This window comes from Trabulsiella odontotermitis, assembly GCF_030053895.1.
Classification (GTDB): domain Bacteria; phylum Pseudomonadota; class Gammaproteobacteria; order Enterobacterales; family Enterobacteriaceae; genus Trabulsiella; species Trabulsiella odontotermitis_C.
This window is the reverse complement of sequence record NZ_CP125781.1, coordinates 1,749,799-1,773,087: the sequence shown is the minus strand read 5'-3', so window position 1 is coordinate 1,773,087 and position 23,289 is coordinate 1,749,799. Positions and strand designations below refer to the sequence as shown.

Annotated in this window: 23 protein-coding genes; 10 read left to right on the top strand and 13 right to left on the bottom strand. The window is 55.0% G+C overall.

Annotated features, from left to right (window positions below; genetic code table 11):
• The gene (gene artJ, locus QMG90_RS08500; RefSeq protein WP_283283392.1) at positions 1-732 is read left to right on the top strand and encodes an arginine ABC transporter substrate-binding protein ArtJ; all 732 of its coding nucleotides are present in this window, start codon (positions 1-3) and stop codon (positions 730-732) included.
• A gap of 40 nt (positions 733-772) precedes the next feature.
• Here the strand turns inward: artJ and QMG90_RS08495 are convergent, their stop codons facing one another.
• The 3 genes from QMG90_RS08495 to QMG90_RS08485 form a co-directional block, all read right to left on the bottom strand.
• On the bottom strand, positions 773-1,237 hold the full coding sequence (locus tag QMG90_RS08495; RefSeq protein ID WP_283283391.1) for a YehS family protein: 465 nt from the start codon (positions 1,235-1,237) through the stop codon (positions 773-775).
• Positions 1,238-1,341: 104 nt separating this feature from the next.
• Positions 1,342-2,061 (bottom strand): two-component system response regulator BtsR, encoded by a 720-nt coding sequence (gene btsR / locus QMG90_RS08490; RefSeq protein WP_283283390.1) that lies wholly within the window; start codon positions 2,059-2,061, stop codon positions 1,342-1,344.
• Positions 2,055-3,743: a sensor histidine kinase gene (locus QMG90_RS08485; RefSeq protein WP_038154761.1), complete on the bottom strand. Its 1,689-nt coding sequence runs from the start codon at positions 3,741-3,743 to the stop codon at positions 2,055-2,057. The genes btsR and QMG90_RS08485 overlap by 7 nt, the downstream gene beginning before the upstream one ends.
• A gap of 226 nt (positions 3,744-3,969) precedes the next feature.
• Here QMG90_RS08485 and mlrA point away from each other — a divergent pair, with 226 nt between their 5' ends.
• Both mlrA and QMG90_RS08475 read left to right on the top strand, forming a co-directional pair.
• The gene (gene mlrA, locus QMG90_RS08480; protein WP_283283389.1) at positions 3,970-4,701 is read left to right on the top strand and encodes an HTH-type transcriptional regulator MlrA; all 732 of its coding nucleotides are present in this window, start codon (positions 3,970-3,972) and stop codon (positions 4,699-4,701) included.
• 74 nt (positions 4,702-4,775) lie between these two features.
• Positions 4,776-4,889: a protein YohO gene (locus tag QMG90_RS08475; protein ID WP_072170975.1), complete on the top strand. Its 114-nt coding sequence runs from the start codon at positions 4,776-4,778 to the stop codon at positions 4,887-4,889.
• On the opposite strand, the gene QMG90_RS08470 is transcribed toward QMG90_RS08475, so the two are convergent.
• The 7 genes from QMG90_RS08470 to bglX all read right to left on the bottom strand — a co-directional run bounded on the left by QMG90_RS08470 (position 4,864) and on the right by bglX (position 13,848).
• Positions 4,864-5,601, bottom strand: coding sequence for an ABC transporter permease (locus QMG90_RS08470; protein WP_283283388.1), 738 nt, complete (start codon positions 5,599-5,601; stop codon positions 4,864-4,866). The genes QMG90_RS08475 and QMG90_RS08470 overlap by 26 nt on opposite strands.
• Positions 5,585-6,532: an ABC transporter ATP-binding protein gene (locus tag QMG90_RS08465; RefSeq protein WP_283283387.1), complete on the bottom strand. Its 948-nt coding sequence runs from the start codon at positions 6,530-6,532 to the stop codon at positions 5,585-5,587. Before QMG90_RS08465 ends, QMG90_RS08470 begins: the two co-directional genes overlap by 17 nt.
• Positions 6,525-7,682, bottom strand: coding sequence for an ABC transporter permease (locus QMG90_RS08460; RefSeq protein WP_283283386.1), 1,158 nt, complete (start codon positions 7,680-7,682; stop codon positions 6,525-6,527). Before QMG90_RS08460 ends, QMG90_RS08465 begins: the two co-directional genes overlap by 8 nt.
• A 7-nt stretch (positions 7,683-7,689) precedes the next feature.
• Positions 7,690-8,607, bottom strand: coding sequence for a glycine betaine ABC transporter substrate-binding protein OsmF (gene osmF, locus QMG90_RS08455; RefSeq protein ID WP_283283385.1), 918 nt, complete (start codon positions 8,605-8,607; stop codon positions 7,690-7,692).
• Positions 8,608-8,719: 112 nt separating this feature from the next.
• Complete coding sequence (locus QMG90_RS08450) at positions 8,720-9,400, bottom strand: DUF2931 family protein (RefSeq protein ID WP_283283384.1); 681 nt, start codon at positions 9,398-9,400, stop codon at positions 8,720-8,722.
• On the bottom strand, positions 9,397-11,382 hold the full coding sequence (locus QMG90_RS08445; RefSeq protein ID WP_283283383.1) for an Hcp family type VI secretion system effector: 1,986 nt from the start codon (positions 11,380-11,382) through the stop codon (positions 9,397-9,399). The genes QMG90_RS08450 and QMG90_RS08445 overlap by 4 nt, the downstream gene beginning before the upstream one ends.
• 168 nt (positions 11,383-11,550) lie before the next feature.
• Entirely contained in the window at positions 11,551-13,848 is a 2,298-nt protein-coding gene (bglX, locus tag QMG90_RS08440; RefSeq protein WP_283283382.1) for a beta-glucosidase BglX, read from the bottom strand.
• Positions 13,849-14,047: 199 nt separating this feature from the next.
• On the opposite strand from bglX, the gene dld reads away from it, so the two are divergent.
• Positions 14,048-15,784, top strand: a complete 1,737-nt coding sequence (gene dld / locus QMG90_RS08435) for a D-lactate dehydrogenase (RefSeq protein ID WP_283283381.1) — start codon at positions 14,048-14,050, stop codon at positions 15,782-15,784.
• Between the two features lie 2 nt (positions 15,785-15,786).
• Here the strand turns inward: dld and pbpG are convergent, their stop codons facing one another.
• Together pbpG and QMG90_RS08425 are read right to left on the bottom strand one after the other, a co-directional pair.
• A complete protein-coding gene (gene pbpG, locus QMG90_RS08430; protein WP_283283380.1) occupies positions 15,787-16,731 on the bottom strand; it encodes a D-alanyl-D-alanine endopeptidase in 945 nt (314 codons plus the stop codon).
• A 163-nt stretch (positions 16,732-16,894) separates the two neighbouring features.
• Positions 16,895-17,482, bottom strand: coding sequence for a Yip1 family protein (locus QMG90_RS08425; protein WP_283283379.1), 588 nt, complete (start codon positions 17,480-17,482; stop codon positions 16,895-16,897).
• Positions 17,483-17,658: 176 nt separating this feature from the next.
• On the opposite strand from QMG90_RS08425, the gene QMG90_RS08420 reads away from it, so the two are divergent.
• On the top strand, positions 17,659-18,237 hold the full coding sequence (locus tag QMG90_RS08420) for a DedA family protein (RefSeq protein WP_283283378.1): 579 nt from the start codon (positions 17,659-17,661) through the stop codon (positions 18,235-18,237).
• On the opposite strand, the gene dusC is transcribed toward QMG90_RS08420, so the two are convergent.
• Positions 18,234-19,181, bottom strand: a complete 948-nt coding sequence (gene dusC, locus QMG90_RS08415) for a tRNA dihydrouridine(16) synthase DusC (protein WP_283283377.1) — start codon at positions 19,179-19,181, stop codon at positions 18,234-18,236. The two genes, QMG90_RS08420 and dusC, sit on opposite strands and share 4 nt — an antisense overlap.
• Before the next feature lie 232 nt (positions 19,182-19,413).
• On the opposite strand from dusC, the gene QMG90_RS08410 reads away from it, so the two are divergent.
• The 5 genes from QMG90_RS08410 (at position 19,414) to QMG90_RS08390 (ending at position 23,282) form a co-directional block, all read left to right on the top strand.
• Positions 19,414-19,812: a CidA/LrgA family protein gene (locus tag QMG90_RS08410; protein WP_283283376.1), complete on the top strand. Its 399-nt coding sequence runs from the start codon at positions 19,414-19,416 to the stop codon at positions 19,810-19,812.
• Positions 19,809-20,504, top strand: a complete 696-nt coding sequence (locus QMG90_RS08405) for a CidB/LrgB family autolysis modulator (RefSeq protein WP_283283375.1) — start codon at positions 19,809-19,811, stop codon at positions 20,502-20,504. Before QMG90_RS08410 ends, QMG90_RS08405 begins: the two co-directional genes overlap by 4 nt.
• A gap of 128 nt (positions 20,505-20,632) precedes the next feature.
• On the top strand, positions 20,633-21,517 hold the full coding sequence (gene cdd / locus QMG90_RS08400) for a cytidine deaminase (RefSeq protein WP_283283374.1): 885 nt from the start codon (positions 20,633-20,635) through the stop codon (positions 21,515-21,517).
• A gap of 125 nt (positions 21,518-21,642) precedes the next feature.
• Complete coding sequence (gene sanA / locus QMG90_RS08395; RefSeq protein ID WP_283283373.1) at positions 21,643-22,365, top strand: outer membrane permeability protein SanA; 723 nt, start codon at positions 21,643-21,645, stop codon at positions 22,363-22,365.
• Positions 22,365-23,282, top strand: coding sequence for an SIR2 family protein (locus tag QMG90_RS08390; RefSeq protein WP_283283372.1), 918 nt, complete (start codon positions 22,365-22,367; stop codon positions 23,280-23,282). Before sanA ends, QMG90_RS08390 begins: the two co-directional genes overlap by 1 nt.
• Positions 23,283-23,289: the final 7 nt, after the last annotated feature.

Genomic DNA, 23,289 nt, shown 5'->3' with positions numbered 1-23,289 from the left:
ATGAAAAAATTACTTCTGGCCGCAATGTTTGCCACTTTTGCCACTAGCGCAGTCGCCGCGGATAAAATCAGCTTTGGCGTTTCCGCCACCTATCCCCCTTTTGAATCGCTGGATGCCAGCAACCAGATTGTGGGTTTTGATATTGATCTGGCGAAAGCACTGTGCAAACAAATGCAGGCAGAATGCACCTTCACCAACCACGCCTTTGACAGCCTGATCCCGTCGCTGAAGTTTAAGAAATACGATGCAGTGATTTCCGGCATGGATATCACCCCGGAGCGTAGCAAACAGGTCACCTTTACCGACCCGTACTATGCCAACTCGGCGGTGGTGATTGCGAAGAAAGACGCGTATAAGACATTCGACGATCTGAAAGGCAAACGCATCGGCATGGAAAACGGTACCACCCACCAGAAATATTTGCAGGATAAGCACCCGGAAGTGAAAACTGTGGCGTATGACAGCTACCAGAACGCCATCATCGACCTGAAAAACGGCCGTATCGACGGCGTATTTGGTGATACCGCGGTAGTGAATGAGTGGCTGAAAACCAACCCGCAGCTGGGTACCGCCACGCCGAAAGTGACCGATCCGCAATACTTCGGCACCGGTCTTGGCATCGCGGTTCGTCCGGACAACAACGCGCTGGTAGAGAAACTGAACAGCGCGCTGAAAGCCATCAAAGCCGATGGCACCTATCAGAAAATCAGCGACCAGTGGTTCCCGGGCTAAGCCAGGAAAATCGAATCAAGCCGGAGAAATCCGGCTTTTTTTATGCCTGATGCAGACGCACCGTCAGGCCGCGCAGGAAATAACGCATGAACTGATCCCCGCACTCGCGGAAATTTTTGTGTTCCGGGGCACGCATCATGGCGGTAATTTCTGGCATTGATACGCGGAATTTTTGTTCAGTGAGGATCGCCAGAATATCATCCGTTTTCAGGGAAAAGGCGATGCGCAGCTTCTTCAGCACGATGTTATTATTCAGTCTGCGCTCAAGCGCCAGCGGCGGCGCGTCTTCATCACGACCACGTTTGTCGTAAATCAGGCCGTTCAGCAACGCGGACAGCACGATGTCAGGGCAACGTTCATACCCCTCTTCTTCTTCTTTTCGCAACCATGGCGCAATCTGCGCTTCCACCACGTCCGTTTCGCCGAGCGCAATCAGCCGCACCAGACCCTGGTTGTTAGTTTTCAGGGCGTAGCGCAGGCTACGTAAAATATCATTATTCAGCATGTTGCCTTCAGAAAATTAAGATGTTGACCCGACAAGCACAAACCGCCGGGCAAAAAAACGATGGCTGGAATCGGGCGCAAACCCGTAGTGTAACCGCAACCGGGCTACAACCCAATCGCCTCTTTCAGGCTTTTCAGGTAGCGACGGCTGACCGGCACGGTTTGCCCGGCGCGCAGCAGTAACTCAGCCTGACCATTTTCCTCAAGGCGGATCTCTTTGACATGCGCCAGATTGACCATATGCTGACGATGGCAGCGCACCAGTGGCGTGCGGCTCTCCAGCGTGCGCAGCGTTAATTCCGTGAACCCTTCTTTGCCTTCATGGCTGGTGACGTACACGCCGCTCATCCGGCTGCTGACAAACGCCACATCTTCCATTTGCAACAGGTAGATCCGGCTATGGCCGGTACAAGGAATGTACTTCAGCACCTGCTGGTTTTCGCCGAGGACGGAGACATCCTGCAGAGTGCGCTCCTGGCGCAGGCGCGTCAGGGTTTTCTCCAGCCGCTTCGCTTCAATGGGTTTGAGCAGGTAGTCAAACGCATGCTCTTCGAAGGCTTTTACCGCGTATTCGTCAAAGGCGGTGAGAAAAACGATATATGGCCGGTGTTCCGGGTCGAGCATGCCGACCATCTCCAGCCCGCTGATGCGCGGCATCTGGATGTCGAGAAACAACACGTCCGGGCGCAGACGATGCACAGCGCCAATGCCTTCGACCGCATTTGAACACTCACCGACGATTTCAATATCATTTTGTTCCTGTAGCAGAATGCGCAGATTCTCTCGTGCCAGGGGTTCATCATCGACAATCAGCACATTTAGCATGCCGTCTCCTCCAGGGGCAGTCTCAGGGTGATACGGGTAAACCGTTCCGGTTCACAGGTCACCGTGATGCCGCAGTTGTCGCCAAAGCGGGCGCGAAGTCGTTTATCCACCAGATTCATGCCCAGTCCGCTGGCGTTTTCCCTGGGTTGATACAAGCCGGCGTTGTCTTCGATATCCAGTTGCAGGTACTGACCATGCTGGCTTGCCTGAATGGAGATCTCGCCCACACCGAGATGTTGTGATGTACCGTGTTTAATCGCGTTCTCCACAATAGGTTGTAGCGTAAACGCAGGCAGTTGATGATGCGACAGCGATTCCGGGACAAACAGCGTCACCTGTAAACGAGACTGAAAACGTGCCTTTTCGATTTGCAGATAGGCGTTCACGTGCTCGATTTCATCCGCCAGCGTCACCACTTCCGACGGCCGCTTCAGGTTTTTACGAAAGAAGGTCGACAGATATTGCACCAGTTGCCCCGCCTGATCACTGTCGCGGCGGATCACCGCCATCAGCGTATTCAGCGCGTTAAACAGGAAATGCGGATTCACCTGCGCATGCAGTAGCTTGATTTCCGATTGCGTCAGCAACGCCTTTTGCCGTTCGTACTGCCCGGCAAGGATCTGCGCCGACAGCAATTGCGCGATCCCCTCGCCCAGTGTGCGGTTAATTGAACTGAACAGGCGGTTTTTCGCTTCATAAAGCTTAATGGTGCCAATCACGCGCTGATTCTCACCGCGGAGCGGGATCACCAGCGTCGAGCCGAGCTTGCAGTTCGGGTGAATAGAGCAGCGGTACGGCACTTCATTGCCGTCGGCATAGACCACATCGCCGGTATCAATCGCCTTTTGCGTGTACGATGACGAGATCGGTTTGCCTGGCAGATGATGATCGTCGCCAATACCGGTGAAAGCCAGCAGCTTATCGCGATCAGTGATCGCCACCGCGCCGATATCCAGCTCCTGGATCAGCACCTGCGCCACCTTCATGCTGTTCTCTTCGTTAAAACCCTGGCGCAAAATCCCTTCTGTCGACGCCGCCACCTTTAGCGCCGTCGCGGAAAACGCCGAGGTGTATTTCTCAAACATCGCCCGCTTATCGAGCAGAATACGCATAAACAACGCCGCACCAACGGTATTCGTAACCATCATCGGCGCGGCAATGCTTTGCACCAGATGCAGCGCATCGTTAAAGGGTCGCGCAATTGCCAGAATAATCAGCATTTGAACCAGCTCGGCAAAACAGGTAATCGCCCCGGCGGTCAGCGGGCTGAACACTTTGTCGGGGCGGCCACGACGAATCAATACACTGTGCACCAGTCCGCCAAGCAGCCCTTCGACGATGGTCGAAATCATGCAGCTCAGCGCCGTCATGCCTCCCATCGAATAGCGGTGAAGCCCCCCCGTCAACCCGACCAGACCCCCTACCACCGGGCCGCCCAACAGCCCGCCCATCACGGCGCCGATCGCGCGGGTATTGGCAATGGAATCTTCGATATGCAGACCAAAATAGGTCCCCATAATGCAGAAAATAGAGAAGGTGACGTAACAGAGGAGTTTGTGCGGCAGACGCACAGTGACCTGCATTAGCGGAATAAAGAGCCGGGTTTTGCTCATCAGCCAGGCGATGACCAGAAAAACACACATCTGCTGAAGCAGCAGCAACACCAGATTAAACTCGTACATACCCGACCTAAGCCATACAACGCCTGAATGAGCGTAATCTACCCTGCGTGGGAAAAACTTTCTTTGAAGCGAGGCATAAAAACGAAAAAACGCGCTTAAGATCACGCTTTTATTACCCTTTTTTCACCAGTCCTGACTGAGAAACGAACAAAAAACGAACAAATTTACCTGGTTCGGGATTTAGTGACTACAGTTATAATGGGAAGCTAGTGGCAAAGGTGAAAACATGGCGCTTTACAGCATCGGTGAAGTGGCTCTGCTTTGTGACATCAATCCTGTAACGCTACGCGCCTGGCAGCGCCGCTATGGATTGCTAAAACCACAACGCACGGACGGCGGACACCGCTTATTCAATGACGAAGATATCGATCGTATTCGGGAGATCAAACGCTGGATTGACACCGGCGTTCAGGTCGGCAAAGTTAAATCGCTGCTGTGTGAAAAGACCAGCGCGCAGCAGACTGGCTGGCTGGAGCAACAGGAGATGCTGCTCAGCTACCTGCAAAACGGCAATCTGAACCGGCTACGGCTGTGGATCAAAGAGCGTGCTCGCGATTACCCCGCCCAGACGCTGGTAACCTATCTGTTCATTCCGCTCCGTCGACGTCTGCAAAGCCAGCAGGCGGCCCTGCACATGCTATTAAGCATGCTGGACGGCATCTTAATCAACCATATTTCGCATTGCCTGCTCAGCAGTCACCGCAAAGCGGGGAAAGAGGCGCTGGTGGTCGGCTGGAACATTCATGACACCACCCGCCTGTGGCTGGAGGGCTGGATGGCCTCAGAACAAGGCTGGCGCGTAGATATTCTCGCCCATTCGCTGACCCAACTGCGGCCGGAAATTTTCGAAGGCAAAACGCTGCTGGTGTGGTGTGGCGAATCGCCGTCCTCGTTGCAGACACAACAGCTGGCACGCTGGCGGGAAGCGGGATACGAGATAGTCTCCCTCGGCGCATAGTGTAACGTCTACGCATTCGTTTAATAACAACACGGTTTCATAGTAGAATAACGGTGTTAACACAGGAGCCTGCTATGAAACCCGCCAAAATTGCTGTTATTACTCTCTTCACGCTGATGGCTATCGGCGGCATCAGCGGTGTGATGCTCGCGGGATATTCGTTTATTGTTCGTGGCGGTGTCGGCTGAGCCAGCGGTTCAGCCGCTCAAAGCCGCGGTCAATAATAATGGCCGCCAGCGCCACCAGAATCGCCCCCTGAAGCACATACGCCGTATTAAACCCGCTCAGCCCGATGATAATCGGCGTGCCGAGCGTATTGGCCCCCACCGTTGAGGCAATGGCCGCGGTGCCAATGTTGATGATGACCGAAGTGCGGATCCCCGCCAGAATCACCGGCGCCGCCAGCGGCAATTCCACTTTCGTCAGCCGCTGCCAGCCATTCATCCCCATTCCTTTCGCCACGCTGCTGACGCTTTCCGGCACTGCGGCCAGCCCTGCCAGCGTTCCCTGTAATACCGGCAGAATGCCGTAGAGGATCAGCGCGATAATGGCAGGTTCACGACCAAACCCTATCACCGGAACCGCAATCGCCAGCACCGCCACCGGCGGAAAAGTCTGCCCCATGGCGGCTATGGTTTCGACCAGCGTGCGGAACTCGCGCCCGGCCGGACGCGTCACCAGTATTCCCGCGCCTACACCCAGCACCACTGCGGCCAGGCTCGACACGCCCACCAGCCAGAGATGCGCCAGCGTCAGCATCAGGAAACTCTCCTGCTGATAGAGCGGACGCGGCAGTTGCGGGAACAGCGCATGAAACAACGGGCCGCTGCGCGGCAACAGCCACAGCAGCGCGATAAACAGCGCAATCAGCCACAGAAGCGGGTCACGAAACCGTTGCACTGTTTGCCTCCTCACGCAACAGATCGGCAAAGTGCAACACGCCGCACGGCTCGCCCTGCGCGTTAACCACCGGCAAACTGAGTCGCTGCTGCGCCACAAATGCCGACAGCGCTTCGCGCAGGCTCATGGCTTCCTGCAGCGGTTCGCCCTCAGCGTGTTCATCATGGCGCAGGTAATGCCCCACTTCGCGCAGCGACAGCAGCCGCACGCCCAGTTCACTGCTACCGAAAAAAGTACGGACAAACTCGTTGCGTGGATGGCTTAAGATCTCCAGCGGCGTACCCTGCTGGATCACTTCGCCGCCGTCCATGACCACCAGATGATCGGCAAGGCGCAGCGCTTCGTCGATGTCATGGGTGACCAGCACAATCGTTCGCCCGAGCAGGCGATGAATGCGGCTCATCTCCTGCTGGAGCGCGGTACGGGTCACCGGGTCGAGCGCGCCGAAGGGTTCATCCATCAGCAGCACTTCCGGGTTCGCCGCTAGCGCCCGCGCCACGCCAACGCGCTGCTGCTGGCCGCCCGACAACTGGTGCGGGTAACGCTCGCGCAATGCGGGTTCCAGACCGAGCAGCGCCATCAGTTCCTCAATGCGCTGGTCGATTTTGCCACGCGACCATTTTTGCAGCTGCGGAACCGTGGCGATGTTCTGCGCCACCGTCCAGTGAGGAAAAAGCCCGATCGACTGAATGGCATAGCCCATCCGCCGACGCATTTCGAGCACGGGCTGCTGGCGAATTTCTTCCCCGGCGAATCGGATGATGCCGCTGTCATGCTCCACCAGCCGATTAATCATCTTCAGGGTGGTCGATTTCCCGGAGCCGGAAGTGCCAACCAGCACCGAAAATGCGCCTTCACGCAGATTCAGAGAGAGATCTTTTACCGCCTCCAGGCCAGAGAAGCTTTTGCTCACATGCTCAAATTCAATCATTTCGCTCCCCTTTCAGCAGGGCTATCCACAAGCCAAACAGCGCATCCAGCACCACCGCCAGCACAATTGTCGGGATCACGCCCAGCAGAACCAGATCCAGTGCGCTACTCAGCAGCCCCTGGAACACCAGCGCACCAAAGCCGCCTGCGCCAATCAATGCAGCGATCACCGCCATACCCACCGTTTGCACCACTACCACCCGCAGGCTGCGCAGCAGTACCGGCATCGCCAGCGGGAGCTGAACCTGCCAGAAACGCTGGCGCGGGCTCATGCCCATAGCTATCGCGCTTTCGAGAATCTCCGGCGGCACCTGTCGCATGCCCGCCACCACGCCGCGTACCAGCGGCAGTAGCGCATAGAGCACCAGCGCAATCAACGCAGGCGCCAGCCCCGTACCCGCAATACCAATGTTTGCCAGCACCGGGAACTGTTGCACCAGCCCGGCCAGCGGCGCAATCAGCAGCCCAAACAGCGCGACGGAAGGGATAGTCTGAATAATGTTCAGGGTGGTAAAAACGGACGTCTGACGCGAATCATGGCGGTAACACCACAGGCCGAGCGGAATGCCAATCACCAGCCCCGGCAGCAGGGTGCCGAACAGCAACGTCAGGTGTTGCACCAGCGCATCATTAAACACTTCCTGGCGATTGTTGTATTCCTTCAGCAATGAGAGATCATCCAGCTTCCCCAGCCACAGCAGCACACAGGGAAGGATCCAGATCTGTGCGTTGAGCAACCAGCGCCAGGCGGAACGGCGGGTCAACCGCCTCGCGGTGTCGCTGCAAATCAGCAGTGACAGCGCCAGCCACAGCCATAATCCGCTGCCCGGTGACGTTCTTGCCAGCGGGCTTTCACTGGTCGCCAGCAGCGTTGCGGCATGACCGGCAGACCAGAACAGCGTGATGAATGCGAGTTGTGCGAGGAGAAACGTTGCCCACAACGGGAATCTGCCGGGCAGCAGGGTGAGCACAATAAACGCCGCCGGCAGCACCAGCAGCCAGTAGGTAGAGAAAGCGCTAATCTGCCAGAGTTGCCGCCCCTCACCCGACATCAGCCGGTTGGGCGCATAATTGATAAAGGGGAGCATCGCTGCTGCCAGCGCTATCAGCACCAGCAGCAGCACGACCCGGTTATGACATTGAATCGACACGGTTCCGTTACTTCACCAGCCCTTTTTGTTTCAGATAGTCAGCCGCCACTTTTTTGGCATCCAGCCCTTCCACGGCAATGCTGGCATTCAGCTGTTGCAGTGTTTTTTCATCGAGACTCTCGAAGACAGGTTTCAGCCATTCGCCGATCTGCGGATATGCTTTCAATACCGCCTCTCGTACCACCGGCGTAGGAGCGTAAATTGGCTGTACGCCTTTCGGATCGCTCAGGGTTTGTAACCCCAGTGCGGCCACCGGACCGTCAGTACCATAGGCCATCGCGGCATTGACCCCGGAGGTCTGCTGCGCCGCCGCTTTGATGGTCACTGCAGTATCCCCTCCAGCCAGCGACAGCAACTGATCCTGATTCAGTTTGAAGCCGTAGGCTTTCTCAAACGCGGGCAGCGCATCCGTTCGCTCGATGAACTCAGCCGATGCCGCCAGTTTAAATTTACCACCTTCTTTCAGGTAACGGCTGAGATCCGCAAGCGACGCAAGTTGGTTTTCCTTCGCCAGTGACTGACGGACCGCGATTGTCCAGGTGTTATTGGCAGGCGCAGGCGTCAGCCAGACCAGCTTGTTCTGCTCAGCGTCCAGTTTTTTAACTTTTTCATAGCCTTGCTGAGCATTTTTCCAGGCGGGATCGTTCTCTTCTTTGAAGAAAAACGCACCATTGCCGGTATATTCCGGATAGATATCCAGCGCACCCGAGGTGATAGCACCCCGCACGACAGGCGTTGTGCCGAGCTGGACTTTATTGACCGTTTTGACACCATGGCTTTCCAGCACCTGCAAAATGATATTGCCGAGCAGTGCCCCTTCGGTATCTATTTTCGATCCGACTTTGACCGGCTCCGCGGCCTGGAGCGGCAGACTGAATGCCGCCACGAGCGCCATCGTCGCCGCCCACCCCTTTGTCATTGTCATGCGATTTTCCTCGTGATTTATGCTCTTTTTCATAGTCTTGAATGAAAAGCGTAGACGAAAACGGCTCGTTTAACCGGAGAATGCGTGATTATCTGAGTGAGCACAACCCTTTTTACCAGCTCCCGTACGGATAGGTTTTACCCTTAATAAATTCCGGGGTATCACCGAAATAGACATATCCGTTGGGGTGCTCTGTGATGCCCTGGCAAAACTTCATCTCTTTGCCGCTGCGGGTGATCATCTGGACGGGTGTCACCGGGATATTGGGGTAACGATTGACATCGTCGAGCCAGAGTCGCACTTTGCCCTCGGGAGCAAGGCCAATCAGCAGCGTGTCATACCAGACGGTATGGCCCGCATAGCTAGTATGATCGGCTGGCGTTTTCATCCGCTGCCAGGTCTCCGGCGAGAAGAGAATACTGGTTTCGTACGTTTTCTTGTCAATGACTGAATCCCAGCAAAACAGCATATATTGCGGCAGGCTTTTTACCTTATTGAAACTAAGATATGCCGAGCCAGTCGTCTGGCTCCATGTTCCCTGCACATTGGGATCATCTTCGGCTGAATCCAGGGTAAAAAATTGATTGAGGTAACCCTCGACATCAATAATCTGGACGTAAGTGACCGTGGCATAAAGTGCAAAGGGGGTGAAGAAATCGAAACGCCATTCTTTGTAGGGCAACGTCCAGTCACCCTCCGCTGCCTGACGTGACTGCAGGGGTTGCGAAGCGGGATTGTGACAACCGGTCATTACGGTAAAGAGTAAAAAAATAGCAAATATTTTCTTTTTCATGCTTTTTTTCCATCCATGTTATAGACAGTGCGGATCCAGCCCTCATCCGGGCGGTTTACAAAACTCACGATTTCCGCTGGTGCCGCGCCACCTTCAATATCGCCCTGTTTATTGATTTCAATGGCATTCCAGGAGGCGGAGCAGTGGATATAACGCGATGCCAGCAAGTCCAGCTCCTCAGAGGTAAACCCGGAAACGGCGTCATAACGACGGGCTTTTTCCCCCTGGGCGAGCGCTTTTTTCGCAAGAACCTGTAACTCCGCGGGTAAAACCAGCGCGGGACGCCCTGAATCGACATCATCGAACACCACGCCCGCAGCTTCAGCGGCGGCAATCATTACCCGCAGAGTGACCTTCGACCAGTCATTGCGCACGATCCGCTGGCGGAGCGTCAGTGCAGCGAAACTGCGCTTTTGCATCTGTCCGTACCGATCAGTGGGCATTCGTTCATCAGCCCAGACTTCCGGGGTAATGGGATTATTGCGGATGATCGGTGCAATCGCCGGGGAGGCCTCCATTATCCGTAGTTGCGCCATCGTCAGCCGATACGCCCGGGTTTGCTCTCCTGGCCGGTTGAGCGGTACCGTTTCAGTCTGCGGCCGGGTCAGGAACAGCGCCTCTCTTTCCTGTGGTAGATAGCCGCCACCGATGTCAGAATGAACGCCGGGCAACATCAGCTCCGGCCAGGCCGGGCGGACGCTGTTTGAAGCAAAATTGAAGCGGCATTCGTGCCCGGCGGTGATCTGAAAAACTTTCTCTGCTACGCCGGGACGCAGCCGGCTCCTGACCTCGCCAGTGTCAGCACTGTGCGGATTTAGACCATTCAATGGTGTACCGATAGCCGCGACAGTATCGAAGAGGCCAATAAAACGCGTCTTACCCGCAGGCGTGCCGCTGTAGGTGATATCTCTCATCCCCTGCCGGATAGCGGCGATAATTGCGTGATGTTCTTCCTGTACACGGTTGGCAAAATGTCGCGCGGCAGCGGCACCACGGCTAAAACCGAATATGTCAAATTGGAGGGCAGCAATTTCAGCATTTCCCTGCAAGAGATCGAGTGCACGACTGATCGCAAATGGAATCTGCTTCACTGCATCATCCGTTTTCGCTATCACTCCGGTATCTGAAATTCCCAATCCCATCCCGATCTGACTATCCGCTTCGCCCGCGTGGGTACCGATCCCTTCGATATAAATCTTATTCTGCATAGCGTTAGATTCTTCGAAAAATCGCCTGGGGTACAACTCATGCAACCAATGAATATTGGTGTAATAGCCTTTGTAGCTGGTGGCATCGCTACCGGAGATCCCCAATTGTATTTGCGCGTTACGTTCGAGAATGCTGACCGCATCGGGGTTGTTGATATCAAAATGTTGCGCGGTACAGGCGGCCAGCATATTGCGGGTATTCACGGCATTATTTCCGGTACCATCGAAGAATATGCCCAACGTTAGCGTCATCTTTCTTTTGGCGGGTGGCGATTTCTGTGGTGGTATTTCCGGTGGGAAAATCTCATTATAATTTTCCGGGGTGACCAGATAATCATATTCTGTACCGGCAGCGAGATGTCGGCAGTGAATATAATCATAGCCGACCGTTATATATTCCTGATGAATATTATCAACCACAGAATGACACTGGATCTGTTGTATGGATGCGCCCCGCAAGTTAATCGCGTAATACGCTTCCCATCTTCCTGCAGGGCTCATACGGTAAAAGCTAAAATTGAGCGTTAAGCGTTCATTGTTATTGATTGCCTGCATCAATAATGGTGAGCTTTTATCGACAGGCTTACAAAAGGTGAGGCCTTGCGGCACCATCTGTTGCGGAGTTCTCGCGAGATTTTTTCTCAGGCTAAAAACAAAAATCTCATCAGGGTGGGATTGCTGATAGTGGTTGCCAACCGAATGAGCGCTGCCGCAGTCGGACGAAATAAGGCCCTGCTGCGCGCCGCGCAGGGTTAAATAGATGATATCACTCATTGAATTACATCCGTTTAATAAATTGAATCAATGTAATTAATGTCGAAGGCATTAATGCGTGCCATCGTTATAAACGGATGTGGAAAATTAATACAATGAAAATAAAAAAGAGCGCTCTTTTTGTTTATTGCCTGCCTGAATATTACTTCTTCAGGCAGGCAAACCGTTTTATTTCAACTCAAACTCGCCCTGTTTCACCCGGGCGGAATCGACGCCGATGAAGACGTTGAATTTACCCGGCTCCGCGTCATATTTCATCCGCTGGTTCCAGAACTTCAGCGCGTCCACATCGATCGGGAAACTGACGGTCCGGGTTTCACCGGGTTTGAGGTTCACCTTCTCAAAACCGCGCAGTTGTTTTACCGGGCGGCTCATTGAGGCGGTGACATCCTGCAGGTACATCTGGATAACCGTCGAGCCTTCGCGTTTGCCGGTGTTGGTGACATCAACGCTGGCGGTCACTTTGCCGTTGCGTTTCATCGCGGGCGCCGACATTTTCACGTCGGATACGGTGAAGGTGGTGTAGCTCAGACCATAACCGAACGGATAGAGCGGCCCGTTGGCTTCGTCAAAGTAGCGCGAAGTGTACTTGTTCGGTTTTTCCGGGTTATACGGACGGCCAGTGTTGAGATGACTGTAGTACACCGGGATCTGCCCTACCGAGCGCGGGAAAGACATCGGCAGTTTGCCGGACGGGTTGTAATCGCCAAACAGCACGTCGGCGATGGCGTTCCCGCCTTCAGTACCGGCAAACCAGGTTTCCAGAATCGCGTCGGCTTGCTGATCTTCTTTCACCAGCGCCAGCGGGCGACCGTTCATCAGCACCAGCACCAGCGGTTTACCGGTGGCTTTCAGCGCCGCAATCAGATCACGCTGGCTCTGCGGGATGGTGATGTCAGTGCGGCTGGAGGCTTCGTGCGCCATTCCCTGCGCTTCGCCGACCACCGCCACAACCACATCAGACTGTTTCGCCGCAGCAACGGCTTCGTCAATCATCGCTTCCGGCGTGCGTGGATCAACCACTACGGCAGGCTCATACTGATTGAGGAAATCCACAATGCCTTTATCGCTGGTGACATTCGCCCCTTTGGCGTAAATCACTTTGCCCTGGGTACCCACCGCGTTTCTGATCCCGGTCAGCAGGGTGACGGACTGATCAGCCACCCCGGCGGCAGACCAGCTGCCCATCATGTCGCGCTTGCTGTCTGCCAGCGGACCAACCACCGCCACGGTAGCGGTTTTCTTCAGCGGCAGCGTGTCGAGGCGGTTTTTCAGCAGCACCAGGCTTTCGCGCGCCACTTCGCGGGCCTCTTTGCGATGCAAACGGCTTTCGGCGTTGGTGTCTTTCGGGTCAGAATCTTTCGGCCCCAGATGGCTGTAGGGATCGTTAAACAGCCCCATGTCGTATTTCACGTTCAGCACGTGACGGGTCGCGTCGTCCAGCTCCGCCATCGTGACTTTGCCGCTCTTCAGCAGCCCCGGCAGATATTTGCTGTAGTACTCATCGCTCATACTCATGTTGATGCCGGACTTGAGCGCCACACGCACCGCGTCTTCCGGATCGGAGGCGGTGCCGTGTTTAATCAGCTCTTTGATCGCGCCATGATCGGAGATGGTGATGCCTTTAAAGCCCCACTCATCGCGCAGCAAGTCTTTCAGCAGCCAGGAATCTGACGACGCCGGAGTGCCGTTCAGCGAGTTCAGGGCCACCATCACCCCGCCGCTGCCGGCATCCAGCGCCGCTTTGTACGGTGGCATGTAGTCATTGAACAGGCGCTGCGGGCTCATGTCGACGGTGTTGTATTCTTTACCCCCTTCAACAGCGCCGTAGGCCGCGAAGTGTTTGACGCTGGTCATCACCGAATAGCGATCTGCCGGGCTTTTGCCCTGCATCGATTCGACCATGGTTTTCCCCATGATCGCCGTCAGGTAAGTGTCTTCACCGAAGCCTTCTGAGACGCGGCCCCAGCGCGGATCGCGGGAGACGTCGACCATCGGCGCCCAGGTCATGTTCAGGCCATCATCTGCCGCTTCAAAGGCAGACACACGCCCCACGGTTTTCACCGCATCAAGATTAAATGAGGAGGCGAGACCGAGGCTGTTCGGAAACACGGTGCGCTGACCGTGGATCACGTCATAAGCGAAGAACAGAGGAATTTTCAGGCGGCTGAGTTCCATGACCTGATCCTGCATCGCGCGGATATCCGGACGAGTCACGGTGTTGAAAATGGCACCTACCTGCCCCTCTTTGATCATCTCCCGAATCGCCTCTTTCGGGTTATCCGGACCAACGCTGATAAGACGCAACTGCCCAATTTTTTCATCAACGGTCATTTTCTTGAGCAATTCCGTGACAAACGCATCCCGGGCTTCGGGCGTCAACGGGTGATTACCAAACAGGTCGTCAGCCAGCGCAGGTTGCAGCGCCAGGCTAACGGCAACGCCTACAGAACATAGCCATTTCATGTATGTTTTTACTCTCTATTTCGAGCCGGATAACCCGGCGAAAGCACTTAAAAAACCGCGGTTTGCCATAAGCCTAAACGGCTGATAAGAATAATGCTAAGGTTATTCTCTGATTTTTCTACCGCATTCGCGAATCAAATTGTCATACAAAGCGCTATGCTTAAGCGCGACAAATTTGCTCACCACAAGGAGTGGGAAGATGTCTTCCACCACGATAACTGATAATACCGCCCTTCTGGCAGAACTCGCTCGTCTGGTTGGTCACGCTCACCTGCTGACGGATCCGGCCAAAACGCAACGCTATCGCAAAGGCTTTCGCTCAGGTCAGGGCGACGCGCTGGCAGTGGTTTTCCCCGGTTCGCTGCTGGAACTCTGGCGAGTGCTGAGCGCCTGCGTCAGCGCCGACAAAATCATCCTGATGCAGGCGGCCAACACCGGTCTCACCGAAGGCTCCACGCCAAACGGCAACGATTATGACCGCGAGGTTGTCATCATCAGCACCCTGCGCCTCGACAAACTGCATCTGCTCGACAAAGGCGAACAGGTGCTCGCCTTCCCCGGCACTACGCTCTATTCACTGGAAAAAGCGCTCAAGCCATTCGGTCGCGAGCCACATTCAGTGATCGGCTCGTCCTGTATTGGCGCGTCGGTGATTGGCGGGATCTGCAATAACTCCGGCGGCTCGCTGGTACAGCGCGGCCCGGCTTATACGGAAATGTCGCTCTTCGCGCGTATTGACGAACAGGGCAAGCTGCAACTGGTTAACCATCTCGGCATTGATCTGGGTGAAACGCCGGAGCAGATCTTAAGCAAACTCGACGATGACCGCGTGAAAGAGAGCGACGTGCGTCACGACGGCCGCCACGCGCATGATCACGACTACATTACCCGCGTGCGCGACGTCAACGCCGATACCCCGGCTCGCTACAATGCCGACCCGGATCGTCTGTTCGAATCCTCCGGCTGTGCGGGGAAACTGGCGGTGTTCGCCGTGCGTCTCGACACTTTCCCGGCGGAAAAAAATCAGCAGGTGTTTTACATCGGCACCAATCAGCCGGAAGTGTTGACAGAAATCCGCCGTCACATTCTGGCGAATTTTGAAAACCTGCCGGTGGCCGGGGAATACATGCATCGCGATATTTACGATATCGCCGGACAGTACGGTAAAGACACCTTCCTGATGATCGATAAACTCGGCACCGACAAAATGCCGTTCTTCTTTACCCTGAAAGGACGCACCGACGCGATGCTGGAAAAAGTGTCGCTGTTCAAACCGCATTTCACTGACCGCTTTATGCAAAAGATTGGTCACGTTTTCCCCAATCATCTGCCGCCGCGAATGAAAGCGTGGCGCGATAAGTATGAGCATCATCTGTTGCTGAAAATGGCTGGCGACGGTATTGAAGAGGCGAAACGCTGGCTGAATGACTATTTTCAGCAGGCCGAAGGCGCTTATTTCGAGTGTACGCCGGAAGAAGGCAGCAAAGCATTTTTGCACCGGTTTGCCGCTGCCGGGGCCGCCATCCGCTATCAGGCAGTTCATGCCGATGAAGTGGAGGATATTCTGGCGCTGGATATTGCGTTACGCCGTAACGACACCGAATGGTTTGAGCATCTGCCGCCGGAGATCGACAACCAACTGGTGCATAAGCTCTATTACGGCCATTTCATGTGCCACGTTTTCCACCAGGATTACATCGTCAAAAAAGGGGGGGATGTGCATGCGCTGAAGGAGCAGATGCTGGCACTGTTGCGTGAACGCGGGGCGCAGTATCCGGCGGAGCATAATGTCGGACACTTGTATGAAGCGGCTGACAGTCTGAAACAGTTCTATCGTCAGAATGATCCGACCAACAGCATGAACCCGGGGATCGGCAAAACCAGTAAGCAGAAATACTGGGGTGAAACCGCCACCCCAGTCAGTAAGGCAGAATAAGGTCAGTCCGCCTGGGTGATTTGTTCACCGTGCAGCATGGCATTCGCCATCTGCGCCTCGCGCTGTTTTTTATAGCTCAGCGCGGCAGGCGGAACCGGCATGATTTTTCCTGTTTCCACCCATGTCCGCAAGCGGCTGGCGTCGGCGAAGTGGGTGTATTTGCCAAAGGCATCCATCACCACCAGCGCCACCGGACGGTTGTTAATGACCGTGCGCATAATCAGGCAGTGCCCCGCCGCGTTGGTGAAGCCGGTTTTGGTCAGCTGAATATTCCAGTTATCGCGATACACCAGATGGTTGGTGTTGCGGAACGGCAATGAATACGCCGGGTGCGCAAAGGTCGCGGTGTCTTCCCGCGTGGTGCTGAGCTGGCCTATCAGCGGATATTGCTTGCTGGCGATCAGCAGCTTAGTTAAATCCCGTGCCGTTGAGACGTTCTGAATCGATAACCCGGTCGGTTCCACATAGCGGGTATGCGTCATGCCCAGCGCTTTCGCTTTGGCATTCATCGCGTTGATAAACGCGCCATACCCCCCCGGGTAATGGTGCGCCAGGCTCGCTGCCGCGCGGTTTTCCGACGACATTAGCGCCAGCAGCAACATATTTTTGCGGCTGATCTGGCTGTTCAGACGGACGCGCGAGTAAATCCCTTTCATTTCAGGTGTCTGGCTGATATCCACCGTCAGCATTTCATCCAGCGGCAGGCGCGCATCCAGCACCACCATCGCGGTCATTACTTTGGTGATCGACGCCATCGGGCGCACAAGATCCGGGTGGCTGGAATAGATCACTTGGTTGGTATTCAGGTCGACAATCATCGCACTCCCGGATGCGATCTCCGGTTGCGCGGCCGCCGCGGTTGCAACGGTTTTCGCGCTCGCCTGTGGCGCAAAAGGCACTGCCAGCATCAGCGCAAGGCTGAGCAAAGACACTCGACATTTCTGCATGGTGAGATTTCTGGTTATTTTTTCGGCAAAAGATTAATGTAGCTGATTATTTCAGGATTTCCTGAAGCCGAATCATACCTCGCCACACAGCTGAGTCGCCAGCAGATAATCGTGAGGAAATGCTGCACCGCCGGAGAATCCGACGGTGCATAATTCAAACCGGTCAGAACAGACGATAACCGTAACCCCAGAGGATCACTGTCAGCGCCAGCAGAACCTCAAGCACCAGCACGCCGATCGCCAGCGTCGAACTGGAAAAGCTTAAGCCCTCTTCTTTGTTGATATTGAGGAAGGTCGGCACGCCCAGATAGAGCAGATAGCCAGTGTAGAACAGCGCAATCGTCCCCGCCAGCGCGCAAAGCCAGACCAGCGGATAGAGCGCGACAATCCCACTCAGGAACAGCGGCGTGGCGACGTATCCGGCGAAGACCATACAATGGCGCAGTGACGGGCGTTGCGGGTAGTGACGCGCCATCCACCAGATGACCCGCCCCATCGCCGCGACCCCTATCAGCATCAGCGCATAAAAGAGAATGGCAATAAATAAGCCGGTCACGGGTGACAGTTTAACCACTGTACCATCACCAAAATTCCAGCCCAGTTGCGTGGTACCAATGAAGGCGCAGATCACCGGGATCGCCGCCATGATTAACACATGGTGAGTGTAGTGATGCGAAACAGTTTCGTTTTCGCCACGGATAACGTGCATTTCGCGCTCGGGATGTGAAAACAGTCCCCAGACATGGTTCATAAAACCCCCTTGTCACGGCTTCGTAGAATCACCCTTCAAGTATAAGACATACTGATAGATTATTTTATGTACAGCCTGAAAAAGCAGATTAGCGCTATTTCCCGTCTTTAGCGCCGCAAGGGCGTCAGAGGGTATATGATTAACCACAGGTGTTGTTCAGGGAGTCCTTACATCGTATGGATATCAACAATCTGGTTTCACAGTATGGTTACGCCGCGCTGGTCATCGGTAGCCTGGCGGAAGGAGAAACCGTCACGTTGCTCGGTGGGGTAGCGGCGCATCAGGGATTGCTTAAATTCTGGCTGGTGGTTACGTCGGTGGCGCTCGGCGGGATGATTGGCGACCAGGTGCTGTACCTGTTGGGGCGGCGCTTTGGCGGTCGCCTGCTGCGGCGCTTCAAACGCCATAAAGCCAAAATCCGCTCGGCACAGCGGCTGATCCAGCGCCGTCCTTACCTGTTCGTCATCGGTACCCGTTTTATGTATGGTTTTCGGGTGATCGGCCCGTTACTGATTGGCGCCAGCCGGTTGCCGCCGAAAATATTCCTGCCGCTGAACATTCTCGGGGCGATCATCTGGTCGCTGCTGTTTACCACGCTGGGCTATGTCGGCGGGGAAGTCATCGGCCCGTGGCTGCACAACCTCGACAAGCATCTTAAACACTGGATCTGGCTGCTGCTGGCGGTGGGTCTGGTGGTGGGCGTCCGCTGGTGGCTCAAGCGACGCGACAAAAAACGCACGTCGCAGGAGGATTAAGGGTGTCGCGCCGCGTAAGCTTCAATGGCCTGTGCAATAGTGGCGGAATCCTGCAAAGCCCTGACCAGGGTAAACAGCTCCGTCGCCTCGCTATATTCTTTGCGTAAATACCCCAGCCACTGTTTGATACGGGCGACGTGATAAAGCCCGGTATCACCCTGTTTCTCCTTGCGGGAGTACGTCTGCAACAGCTTCACGACGTCAGGCCATGGCATGCGCGGTTCATTATATTTCACCACCCGGCTCAGGTTAGGCACATTCAGCGCGCCACGACCGATCATCACCGCATCGCAGCCAGTCGCCGCCATGCACGCCTGCGCGCTTTGCCAGTCCCAGATTTCGCCGTTGGCAATGACCGGGATGGTCAGCCGCTGGCGGATCTCGCCAATCGCCTGCCAGTCGATACGTTCTGCTTTGTAGCCATCTTCTTTGGTGCGACCGTGCACAACCAGCTCCGTCGCGCCCGCCTGTTGTACCGCGTCGGCAATTTCAAACTGCCGGTCGCCGCTGTCCCAGCCCAGACGCACTTTTACCGTTACCGGCAAATGGGCCGGTACCGCTTCGCGTATGGCTTTTGCGCCACGGTAAATCAGGTCAGGATCTTTCAGCAATGTTGCCCCGCCGCCACTGCCGTTGACCACTTTTGACGGGCAACCGCAGTTAAGATCCACGCCCCAGGAACCCAGCGCGACGGCGCGAGCCGCATTTTCCGCCAGCCATTGCGGGTATTGCCCCAACAACTGGATGCGTACCGGCGTACCCGCGCCCGTGCGGCTCTGATGATGCAGTTCCGGGCAAATGCGGTAAAACGATTTTTCCGGCAGCAGCTTATCCACCACCCGCAAAAATTCGGTGATACAGAGATCGTAATCGTTAACCTCGGTCAGCAGCTCGCGCACCAGCGAATCGAGCACACCTTCCATCGGCGCCAGTAAAACACGCATATCGTTACCTGGAGAAAAAGAGGCGCTATCTTAGCGTTAATGGCGGCGGGAATGAAGTCACCTTTAAGGGCTTCAGGCTACACTCAATGACACCACTTTTCGCCAGCAAATTTGTAGGAATGCCAGAGGTGCCACAGGGGGATCGCAGGTATGCTCAGAATTCATGTTGTGATCGGTAGCACATTTCTGACTTTAATTGTATGATGAATGCGTTTCATCAAGGGTAATCACCATGAATCAATCATTCAATATCATCTGGCAGTACCTGCGGGCGTTCGTCCTGATCTACGCCTGTCTGTACGCGGGAAATTTTGTTGCCTCCCTGCTGCCTATCGTCATTCCTGGCAGCATCATCGGCATGCTGATTTTGTTTGTCCTGCTGGCGCTGCAAATCCTGCCCGCGAAGTGGGTTAATCCGGGTTGTTATGTGCTGATCCGCTATATGGCGCTGCTGTTTGTGCCTATCGGCGTTGGCGTCATGCAATATTTCGATCTACTACGCGCCCAGTTCGGGCCAGTGGTGGTTTCCTGCGCCATCAGTACGCTGGTGGTGTTTCTGGTGGTGAGCTGGAGCTCGCACCTGCTTCATGGTGAACGCAAAGTCGTCGGGCAAAAAGGAACCGAAGAATGATGCAAAACATCTGGTGGTCGTTGCCGTTGACCCTGCTGGTCTTTTTTGCCGCCCGCAAGCTGGCCGCGCGCTTTAAGATGCCACTGCTTAACCCACTGCTGGTGGCGCTGGTGGTCATTATTCCTTTTCTGTTGTTGACCGGCATTCCTTACGATCGCTATTTCCAGGGCAGCAAAATCCTTAACGATCTGCTGCAGCCGGCAGTGGTGGCGCTTGCCTTTCCGCTGTATGAACAACTGCACCAGATCCGCGCCCGCTGGAAATCCATTATCACCATCTGCTTTATTGGTAGCCTGGTGGCGATGGTCTCCGGCACCGCCGTAGCGCTGCTGATGGGGGCAACGCCGGAGATTGCCGCGTCCGTACTGCCGAAATCGGTCACCACGCCAATTGCGATGGCGGTCGGCGGCAGTCTTGGCGGCATTCCGGCCATCAGCGCGGTCTGTGTGATTTTTGTCGGCATCCTCGGCGCCGTTTTTGGTCATACTCTGCTTAATAAAATGCACATTCATACTAAAGCTGCACGCGGGCTGGCGATGGGCACCGCGTCGCACGCGCTGGGCACCGCCCGCTGCGCTGAACTGGATTATCAGGAAGGGGCGTTCAGTTCACTGGCGCTGGTGATCTGCGGGATTATTACCTCCCTGCTGGCGCCGTTTATCTTTCCGGTTTTGCTGGCCCTCCTGCATTAAAAAGGCGATACATCACACATTTTTTCGTTGAATTTCATCAGTTGCACAGGTAGTGCGAAGTAGATCACATATAAAGCCGTAACAGGCCCGTAAACTACGCTCCCATTACATTGTTGAGAGGCAACGCCATGCATTCACGTTTTCATTCTGCTTTTGCACAGCTTGCAGAAAATTTGCAGTCAGCTCTGGCCCCGATTCTGGCGGATGAGCATTTTCCCGCACTGCTGACGGCGGAACAGGTCGCGGCGTTACAGAAAACCACAGGACTGGACGAAGACGCGCTGGCTTTCGCCCTCCTGCCACTGGCGGCGGCCTGTGCCCGCGCTGATCTCTCGCATTTTAATGTCGGGGCCATCGCCCGCGGCGTCAGCGGCAACTGGTATTTTGGCGGTAATATGGAATTCATCGGCGCGACTATGCAGCAGACAGTACACGCCGAACAGAGCGCCATCAGCCACGCCTGGCTGCGCGGTGAAAAGTCGCTGCAGGCCATCACCGTCAACTACACGCCGTGCGGTCATTGCCGTCAGTTTATGAACGAACTGAACAGCGGCCTGGCATTGCGTATAAACCTGCCGGGTCGTGCGCCGCATACGCTGAAAGATTACCTGCCGGACGCGTTTGGGCCGAAGGATCTGGAGATCAAAACCCTGCTGATGGATGACCAGGATCACGGCTACGCACTGGAAGGTGATGCCCTGGCGCAGGCGGCGATTACCGCCGCGAACAAGAGCCATATGCCGTATAGCAAATCGCCGTCCGGTGTGGCGCTGGAGTGCCGCGATGGTACCGTTTTCAGCGGCAGTTATGCCGAAAACGCGGCATTCAACCCGACGCTTCCGCCATTACAGGGCGCGCTTAATCTCCTCAGCCTCAATGGTTACAACTACCCGGACATTCAGCGTGCTATTCTCGCCGAACGTGCCGACGCGCCATTGATCCAGTGGGACGCCACCGCCGCGACGCTTCGCGCGCTCGGCTGCCAGAGTCTCGACCGCGTTCTGCTTTCCTGATCCCGCATCGCGCGGGCCTCTCGCCCGCGCTGATGAAAATCCCCCCAATTAACTTACTGTTTCTTGCGCTTACCGGGCGGGTACAGTAGCCTGAGTGAAATAAAATCTACCATCGAGTCAAGTTCATGTTAAAGCGCGTGTTATACAGCCTGTTAGTCCTTATCGGCCTGCTGCTGTTGACCGTGCTGGGACTCGATCGCTGGATGAGCTGGAAAACCGCGCCCTACATTTATGACGAACTGCAGGACCTGCCCTATCGTCAGGTCGGCGTGGTGTTAGGCACCGCCAAATATTACCGCACCGGCGTCATCAATCAGTATTACCGCTACCGCATTCAGGGCGCGCTCAACGCCTATAACAGCGGCAAAGTGAATTATCTGCTGTTGAGCGGCGACAATGCCCTGCAAAGCTATAATGAACCGGTGACGATGCGTAAAGATCTGATCGCTGCCGGCGTCGACCCGACCGACATCGTGCTGGATTACGCGGGTTTCCGCACGCTGGATTCCATCGTCCGCACTCGCCGGGTGTTTGATACCAACGATTTCATCATCATTACTCAACGTTTTCATTGCGAGCGCGCACTGTTTATCGCCCTGCATATGGGCATTCAGGCCCAGTGCTACGCTGTGCCGTCGCCTAAAGATATGCTCAGCGTGCGGTTGCGTGAATTTGGCGCTCGCTTCGGCGCGCTGGCGGATCTCTACCTTTTCAAGCGTGAACCGCGCTTTTTAGGGCCGCTGGTACCTATTCCATCACAACACGAAGTCCCGGAAGATGCGCAGGGATATCCGTCGGTCACCCCTGAGCAGTTGCTGGAATTACAGGACAAGCAAAGGAAAGAGTAATGAGCAACTACGCGCTGTTGGTGGGGAACGGGATTAATAATCTGGCCGACGGCAATTCCTGGTTTGATGTCCTGCAAAGCCTCGGTCAAAAATACGGGATTACCATCGATACCAACAACAAACCCTTTCCCCTCGCCTACGAAGAAATCTACTTCAATATTTTAAAAACGCAGTACAGCAATCGCACCGAAAACACGATCAAACACTTTATTGCCGACAAAATTCAGACCATCACCAGCAATGATATTCATCATCAAATCATGGCGCTGGATTGTCCAAATATCATGACTACCAATTATGATCTGGCGTTCGAAACCTGTCTGCCCGTTCTCGCTGAGATTAAAAATAACGGCATTATCAAAGAACAAAAATACAACGTCTTTCGCCATCATCTGATCCACGACAAACGCATCTGGCATGTTCACGGCGCCATTAACATCGCAAACTCAATTACGCTGGGTTATGAGCACTACAGTGGCTATTTGCAGGCAATGCGCAACTACACCGCCACCGGCAGCAGCTATTCAAAAGAAGCATTTAAAGATCTCAAACCGCTTATCCGACGGTTAAGCGCGCCGGGCGATGAATTCAGCTGGATCGATAATTTTTTCCGCCGTAATGTTTATATTTTCGGCCTGACGCTGGATTTTGTGGAGATTGATCTCTGGTGGTTATTAACCTATCGCGAACGCTGCCGGTTGCTGAAAAAAAGTGACAAGGAAATCACTAACCAGATTGTCTATTACCTTCCCGCCGGCTTAGCGGAAAATGAGAAATCCACCGCTAAAATCGCTCTGCTGGAGAGTGTTGGCGTCACCGTCAATATGCAGTTTGGTCAGCATTTCAAGCGCAGCAAAGACGACGAAAAAGACTATTACGTCGCCGTTATTGCGGATATCCGGCAGGCTGAAAAATAACGCCTGC

Bases quoted from the DNA above. Each gene is read 5' to 3' on its own strand.
- artJ (WP_283283392.1), top strand. From the start codon at position 1: ATGAAAAAATTACTTCTGGCCGCAATGTTTGCCACTTTTGCCACTAGC.
- QMG90_RS08495 (WP_283283391.1), bottom strand. From the start codon at position 1,237: ATGCTGAATAATGATATTTTACGTAGCCTGCGCTACGCCCTGAAAACT.
- btsR (WP_283283390.1), bottom strand. From the start codon at position 2,061: ATGCTAAATGTGCTGATTGTCGATGATGAACCCCTGGCACGAGAGAAT.
- QMG90_RS08485 (WP_038154761.1), bottom strand. From the start codon at position 3,743: ATGTACGAGTTTAATCTGGTGTTGCTGCTGCTTCAGCAGATGTGTGTT.
- mlrA (WP_283283389.1), top strand. From the start codon at position 3,970: ATGGCGCTTTACAGCATCGGTGAAGTGGCTCTGCTTTGTGACATCAAT.
- QMG90_RS08475 (WP_072170975.1), top strand. From the start codon at position 4,776: ATGAAACCCGCCAAAATTGCTGTTATTACTCTCTTCACGCTGATGGCT.
- QMG90_RS08465 (WP_283283387.1), bottom strand. From the start codon at position 6,532: ATGATTGAATTTGAGCATGTGAGCAAAAGCTTCTCTGGCCTGGAGGCG.
- osmF (WP_283283385.1), bottom strand. From the start codon at position 8,607: ATGACAATGACAAAGGGGTGGGCGGCGACGATGGCGCTCGTGGCGGCA.
- QMG90_RS08450 (WP_283283384.1), bottom strand. From the start codon at position 9,400: ATGAAAAAGAAAATATTTGCTATTTTTTTACTCTTTACCGTAATGACC.
- QMG90_RS08445 (WP_283283383.1), bottom strand. From the start codon at position 11,382: ATGAGTGATATCATCTATTTAACCCTGCGCGGCGCGCAGCAGGGCCTT.
- bglX (WP_283283382.1), bottom strand. From the start codon at position 13,848: ATGAAATGGCTATGTTCTGTAGGCGTTGCCGTTAGCCTGGCGCTGCAA.
- dld (WP_283283381.1), top strand. From the start codon at position 14,048: ATGTCTTCCACCACGATAACTGATAATACCGCCCTTCTGGCAGAACTC.
- pbpG (WP_283283380.1), bottom strand. From the start codon at position 16,731: ATGCAGAAATGTCGAGTGTCTTTGCTCAGCCTTGCGCTGATGCTGGCA.
- QMG90_RS08425 (WP_283283379.1), bottom strand. From the start codon at position 17,482: ATGAACCATGTCTGGGGACTGTTTTCACATCCCGAGCGCGAAATGCAC.
- QMG90_RS08420 (WP_283283378.1), top strand. From the start codon at position 17,659: ATGGATATCAACAATCTGGTTTCACAGTATGGTTACGCCGCGCTGGTC.
- dusC (WP_283283377.1), bottom strand. From the start codon at position 19,181: ATGCGTGTTTTACTGGCGCCGATGGAAGGTGTGCTCGATTCGCTGGTG.
- QMG90_RS08410 (WP_283283376.1), top strand. From the start codon at position 19,414: ATGAATCAATCATTCAATATCATCTGGCAGTACCTGCGGGCGTTCGTC.
- QMG90_RS08405 (WP_283283375.1), top strand. From the start codon at position 19,809: ATGATGCAAAACATCTGGTGGTCGTTGCCGTTGACCCTGCTGGTCTTT.
- cdd (WP_283283374.1), top strand. From the start codon at position 20,633: ATGCATTCACGTTTTCATTCTGCTTTTGCACAGCTTGCAGAAAATTTG.
- sanA (WP_283283373.1), top strand. From the start codon at position 21,643: ATGTTAAAGCGCGTGTTATACAGCCTGTTAGTCCTTATCGGCCTGCTG.
- QMG90_RS08390 (WP_283283372.1), top strand. From the start codon at position 22,365: ATGAGCAACTACGCGCTGTTGGTGGGGAACGGGATTAATAATCTGGCC.